Annotated in this window: 3 protein-coding genes; 1 reads left to right on the forward strand and 2 read right to left on the reverse strand. The window is 77.5% G+C overall.

The window, feature by feature from the left end:
• Positions 1-2: 2 nt before the first annotated feature.
• The gene (locus tag ACI781_RS17595) at positions 3-2,630 is read right to left on the reverse strand and encodes an alpha/beta fold hydrolase (protein WP_456567421.1); all 2,628 of its coding nucleotides are present in this window, start codon (positions 2,628-2,630) and stop codon (positions 3-5) included.
• Positions 2,627-3,652, reverse strand: coding sequence for a 3-oxoacyl-ACP synthase III (locus tag ACI781_RS17600; protein WP_456567422.1), 1,026 nt, complete (start codon positions 3,650-3,652; stop codon positions 2,627-2,629). The genes ACI781_RS17595 and ACI781_RS17600 overlap by 4 nt, the downstream gene beginning before the upstream one ends.
• 292 nt (positions 3,653-3,944) lie before the next feature.
• Here ACI781_RS17600 and ACI781_RS17605 point away from each other — a divergent pair.
• A partial coding sequence (locus ACI781_RS17605) for a helix-turn-helix transcriptional regulator (RefSeq protein ID WP_456567423.1) occupies positions 3,945-6,422 on the forward strand: 2,478 nt, incomplete at its 3' end.

The raw sequence follows: 6,422 nt of genomic DNA on the forward strand, positions 1-6,422 counted from the left end.
CCTCACCACCGCCGGCGTCCCGTTCCGCGGCGCCGGGTGCCCTCGAGGAGCCGACCGGCCTGCCGCGCGACGCGGGCACGGTCGACCTTCGACTGGTGGCGGATGTCGACCGGGAGCCGGGAGGTCACCAGCACGGCCGCGACGTCGACGCCGGCCGCGGCCCGGACGGCGTCCGCCAGGTCGGGCGCGGCCACGGCCATCCCCGGCCGCCCGCCCCGGCGGCCGCGCGGCCGGGACGAGCCGCTCGCGCCGGACCGGTCCGGGACGACCACCACCACGACGACCTGGGCCCGGGCCGGGCCGACGCCGACGGCCGCGGCGGCCGACACCCCGGGGAGGAGCTCGGCGCGCTGCTCGATGCCCACCGGGGTGACGGGGCCGCCCCTCGTGGAGATCACGTGCGGCAGCCGACCCTCGATCCACAGGCGGCCCGCGGCGTCCAGGTGCCCGACGTCGCCGGTGCGGTGCCAGCCGGCCGGCCGGGAGGAGGCCCGCTCGGTCGCCCACAGGGCGTCGTAGCGGTCCTTGACGTGCGCGGCGCGGACGCAGACCTCGCCCGTCACGGCGGGGTCGTCGGTCAGCGGGCCGTCGGCGGCCCCGTCCGCGCCCAGCGGGCTGATCCGCACGTCGACCCCGGACAGGGGCCGCCCCACGCACACCCCCTCGCCGGGACCGCACCCGGCCAGCTCGGTGGCGGAGACGTCGGTGACGGGCAGGACCTCGGTCATGCCGTACGGCGTGTGCGCCTCGGCCGCGGGGAGGACCGTGCGCAGCTGCTCCAGCAACGGGACGGGGACGGGTGCGCCGGCGGACATGAGCAGCCGGATCCCAGCGAGCGCGGACCGCTGGGCGGGAGTCAGGTCACCGGCGGTGGCCACGACCCGGCGGAGGGCTGCCGGGGACGCGAACACGACCGTCGCCTCGACCGCGGCCGCGGCGTCGGCGAGGGCCGCGGCCGTGAGCGAGCCCGGCGCGGTGACGTCCACGTCGGGGACGGCCGAGCCGATGCCCAGCGCCGGGCCGAGCAGGGCGAACGGCGCGAACGCGGCCACCAGACGGTCCTCGCCCGTCAGCCCGTAGGTGGCGCGCACGAGCGCCAGCTGGGCCGCCGCCTGGGACCGCGTGTAGACGACGCCCTTGGCCGGGCCGGTGGCCCCCGAGGTGAACAGGACGGCGCAGTCGCCGTCGCCGGGCCGGTCGTCGGGCGCCGGGGCCCCGCGGCCGACGCGCTCCACCTCGTCGAGGGTGCGTGCCGCGCCGAGGACGCGCGCGGCGCCCGGCCGCACCGCTCCCGCGACGATCCGGGAGCCGGGGAGGCCCATCAGGCGCGCGGCGGCCAGGCCGGCGGCACTGGCGATGACGTGGTCCACCGCGGCGCTGCGCAGGGCACGTCGCATGCCGCGCAGGCCCAGCCCCTTGTCGGCGACGACGATGACCGCCCCCGCGCGCCAGACGGCGTAGACGGCGGCGGTCAGGTCCGCGGACGGCTCCACGAGGAGCGCGACGCGCTGTCCCGGCCGGACCCCGGTCGCCGCGAGCCCCGCGGCGAGGTGCTCGACCCGCCGGTGCAGCTGCGCCCAGGAAACGGTCGCACCGCCCACCTCGACGACGGCGGGGGAGTCGTCGGCGGCGCGCTCGGACAGGGCCGCCCACAGGGGGCGGGGGGCCTCGCCCGCCGGATCTGGCCCCGACGCGGACGGCCGGGGCGCGGGCTCCGCGCCGGGCAGCTCGGTCACCCACTGGGCGACGGCCTCGGCGTACTGGGGTGCGTCCTCGGGGAGGAGGTGCGAGGCCCCCTCGTAGCGGTGCAGCGAGGCGTGCGGCAGCCGGCCGCGCAGGTCGTCGAGGTAGCGCTCGCCGAACACCGGGTCGCCCGGGCCCCACAGCAGCAGGGCCGGCACCTCCAGGGACCGGATGTCCTCGGCGATGCGCTCCTGGACCGGCCGGGAGGGGTGGGTGGGGGAGAAGGGGATGTCGGCGACGAAGTCACCGACCGCGCGCCGGCGCGCCGCGGAGCCGTACGGGGCGGCGAAGGCGCGGCGCACGTCCGCGGGCAGCGGCGGGCGGGACAGCAGCGTCGTCGCCCGCACGAACACCGGGGTGCCGACGGTGACGGCGGCCCGGACCCCCGGGGCGTGCGCCAGGCGGATGAGGGCCGGCCCGACGTCGCCGGGCGGCATCGCCACCGCGGTGTTGGCCAGCACCACCCCGCGCAGCTGCTCACGGTGCTCGAGCGCCCAGCCCAGGGAGATCACGCCACCCCAGTCGTGGCCCACGGTGACCACCGGGCCGGTGATCCCGAGCGCCGCGGTGAGATCGCCGAGGTCGGCCACCCGTCGTTCCAGCGACCGGGGCCCGGCCGGCCGCTGCGACCAGCCCATGCCGAGCTGGTCGGGCGCGACCACGCGCCAGCCCGGGGGAGCTGCGGCGAGCAACCGGCGCCAGAGGTAGGACCACGTGGGGTTGCCGTGCACGCACAGCAGCGTGCCGACGGGGTCGGCGACGCCGTTGTCGAGCACGTGCCAGTCGTGTTCCACGCCGGCGGCGTCCGCGACCCGCAGGACGCGCGACCAGGCCGGGTCCAGGCCCGGGAGCGCCGGCGGGGGAGGAGTCCGGTCGCGCTCGCTCACCAGGCGATCTCGAGGCAGGAGGCGTTGAGGCCGGACCCGATGCCCATGAGCAGCACCCGGTCGCCGTCGACGAGGGTGTCCTGCTGGCCGGCCAGGGTGAACGGCACGGACGCCGGGCCGAGGTTGCCCCGCGTCGGGAACGTCGTCGGCACGAGGCCGGGGTCGATGGAGAACCGGTCGCACATGGCCTTGGTGTGGACCTTGGAGACCTGGTGGACGATGTAGCGGCTCATGCCGGCCGCCCAGTCGAAGTCCTCGGCGGCGTCCGCCCAGAGGTCCTCGGAGAGGGCGAGCCCGGCGTCCAGCAGGCCCTTGAGGTCGGTGCGCATCATGTCGTTGTCCCCGACGCACAGCTCGTGGTGCTCGGTGGCCGCCCGGCTGACAGACCCGACGAGACGGTGTCCCTCCGGGTGCCGGTCGGCCCGGCCCAGCACCATGGCGACGGCCCCGGAGCCGAGCGTCAGCGTGGCGAACTGGGCGGTGACGTCCCGGGTGACGGTCTCCGGCCGGTTCAGCATGTCGATGGTGCGCTCCTGGACGGGCCGCGAGTCCTCGCCGTCGACGACCAGGACGTAGTCGGTCATGCCCGAGTCGATCATGGCCGCGGCCAGCTCCATGCCGTTGACGAAGCCGAGGCAGGCGTTGGTCACGTCGAAGTTCTGGCACGACCGGGGCAGCCCGAGCGCGTGGTGCACCGCGACCGCCGTGGACGGCTCGAGGTACCTGCGGCTCACCGAGGTGTTGACCATCAGCCCGAGGCGCGCCGGGTCGACGCCGCTCTCGCTGATCGCCTTCGCCCCGGCCGTGGCGGCGCCGTCGACGAAGCTCGTCCCGTCGGACCACCACCGGCGCTCGCGGATCCCGGCGAGTCGTTCGAGCAGGCCCGTGCGCAGCCCCACCCGCTCGTAGGTGCCGCGCAGCTGCTCGTCGATGGCCGCGGAGGTGACCACCTGCGGCGCGTCGGCCGCCTGCACCGCCAGGACGGTCGTGTTGGTGAAGCGGTGCGTCGTGTTGCCCGTCATGTCCAGCCTCCAGTGGGGCCGACTCATGCGGGCCGCCCGGGTCTGGACGGTTCTACCCCGGACATCGGCCGGTGTACCCATCCCTGGAGGACGCTCTCGGTCACGCGTCTCCTGCGCCGCGTGGTCGGGTGAGTCGGCCGGCGGCCACCGGTGCGCACAGGTGGTGGTGCGGGCCCGGGCCCGTCGACGCCCCCCGGGGCGCCCTGGGACGATGCGTCGGCCGGGCCGGAGGTGCGGCCGGGAACCGAGGTCGAAGCTGCCGGGGCCTGACCTCGTGAGGTGGGTGGTCGCCGTGGGTCCGCTGCTCAGCACGAAGACGCACGTCCCGCGGCGGCGCCGCGGCTCGGTGGCGCGTCCCCGGTTGACCGGGCGCCTGAGCCGCGGGGACGCGGCGCTGACGCTGGTCTCGGCTCCCGCGGGGTTCGGCAAGACCACGCTGCTGACGGAGTGGCTGGCGGCCACGGCCGGCGAGCGGTCGACCGCCTGGCTCGCCCTGGACGAGCGGGACGACGACCCGGTCACGTTCTGGACCTATCTGGTGACGGCCCTGCGGACCGCGGTCGACGGGGCCGGCGACCGGGCGCTCGCACTGCTGTCCGAGCCCCACGCGTCGCTGGACGAGGTGCTCGCCACGCTGGTCAACGAGCTGGACGCGCTGTCCGAGGACGTGGTGCTGGTCCTCGACGACTACCACCTCATCGCCTCGCGGGAGGTGCACGACCGGCTCGCCTGGCTCCTCGAACGGCTGCCACCGACCGTGCGCCTGGTCATCGCGACCCGTGCCGACCCCGCCCTGCCGCTGGCCCGCCTGCGCGCGCGGGGGGAGCTGGTCGAGGTGCGGGCGGCCGACCTGCGCTTCACCGCCGACGAGGTGTCGGCGTACCTGACCGGGGCGATGGGGCTGCCGCTGACCGCGGACGACGTCGCGGCGCTCGACGCCCGCACCGAGGGCTGGATCGCCGCGCTGCAGCTGGCGGCCCTGTCGATGCAGGACCGCGACGACGTCGCCGGCTTCATCGCCGGCTTCGCCGGTGACGACCGGTACGTCGTCGACTACCTCGTCGAGGAGGTGCTGCAGCGGCAGCCCGCCGACGTCCGGGACTTCCTCCTGTCGACCGCCGTCCTGAGCCGCCTCAGCGGCCCGCTCTGCGACGTCGTGACCGGGCGGGACGGCGGCGCGGCGACGCTCGAGGCCCTGGACCGGGCGAACCTCTTCCTCGTGGCCCTGGACGACCGGCGTCACTGGTACCGGTACCACCACCTGTTCGCCGACGTGCTGCGCGCGCGGCTGCTGGCCGAACGACCCGATCGGGTCGCGGAGCTGCACCGGCGGGCGAGCGGGTGGTTCGCCGCGAACGGGGAGTCCGGGGAGGCGATCCGGCACGCCCTGGCCGGCGGGGACCCCGAGCGGGCCGCCGAGCTGGTGGAGCTGGCCCTGCCGGCGGCCCGGCAGGACCGCCAGGAGACGACGCTGCGCCACTGGTTCGAGCAGCTGCCCGAGCACGTGCTGCGGGACCGGCCGGTCCTGCGCGCGGGCTACGCCGGGGCGATCCTCGTGCACGGCGAGGTGGCGGGCGTGGACGAGCACCTGCGCGCCGCCGAGCGCTGGCTCGACGAGGTCGGCACGGGGGGCGCGGCCGCCGCCGGGGCGGACGCGGAGCTGGTCCGGGCGGTCCGCAGCCAGGTCGCCGTCTACCGGGCGGCGCTGGCGCGCCTGACCGGCGACCTCCCCGGGACGGTGACCCACGCCGAACGCGTCCTCGAGCTGGCCGGCGACGACGAGCACCTGGTGCGCGGGGCGGCCGCGGGCCTGCTGGGGCTGGCGCACTGGACCACCGGGGACCTGCCCGCCGCCCACCGGTGGTGGACCGAGTCGCGCGACCGGCTGCACCGCGCGGGCCACCACGCGGACACCCTGGGCGTGTCGATCGCCCTGGCGGACATCGACCTCGCCCGCGGCCGGCTGCGGGACGCCCGCGCCACCTACGAGGCGGGCCTGGCCACCGCGGCGCGGCAGCCCGGGCGGGTGCTGCGCGGCGCGGCGGACATGCACGTGGGGCTGAGCGAGGTCTTCCTCGAGCGCGACGACCGGGCGGCGGCGCGGGCGCACCTGGCCGCGGCCGCCGACCTGGGGGACGGCGCGGGCCTGCCGCAGAACCGGTACCGCAGCACGGTGGCGACGGCGCGGCTGCGGGCGGCCGAGGGGGACCTGGACGGCGCCGTGGCGCTGCTCGACGAGGCCGAGCGGCTGTACGTGGGGGACCTGTTCCCCGACGTGCGGCCGATCCCCGCGCTGCGCGCGCGGATGTGGGTGGCGCAGGGCCGCGTCGGCGACGCGCTCGGCTGGGCGCGCGAGCGGGGGCTCTCGCCCGACGACGAACCGTCCTACCTGCGCGAGTACGAGCACGCCACCCTCGCCCGCGTGCTCCTGGCGGTGCACGCGGACTCGGGCGACCCGGCTGCCCTCGGCCGGGCGACCGCGCTCCTGGAGCGGCTGGTGCACGCCGCCGAGACGGGGGAGCGCCCCGGGAGCGTCCTCCAGCTGTCGGTGCTGCTGGCGGTCGCCCGCCGGGCCGGGGACGACGACCCGGGCGCCCGCACGGCGCTGGAGCGGGCGCTGACGCTCGCGGCGCCGGAGGGCCACGCGCGCGTCTTCCTCGACGAGGGCGAGTCGCTCGCCCCGTTGCTGCGGGCCGCCGCGGCGGCCGGTGGTGCCGGCGCCCACGCCGGCCGGCTGCTCGACCGTGCGCCGGCCGCGGAGCGCCGGCCG

This window comes from Blastococcus sp. SYSU D00695, assembly GCF_054050555.1.

Coding starts and splice junctions, on each gene's coding strand:
- ACI781_RS17600 (WP_456567422.1), bottom strand. CDS start 3,652: ATGACGGGCAACACGACGCACCGCTTCACCAACACGACCGTCCTGGCG.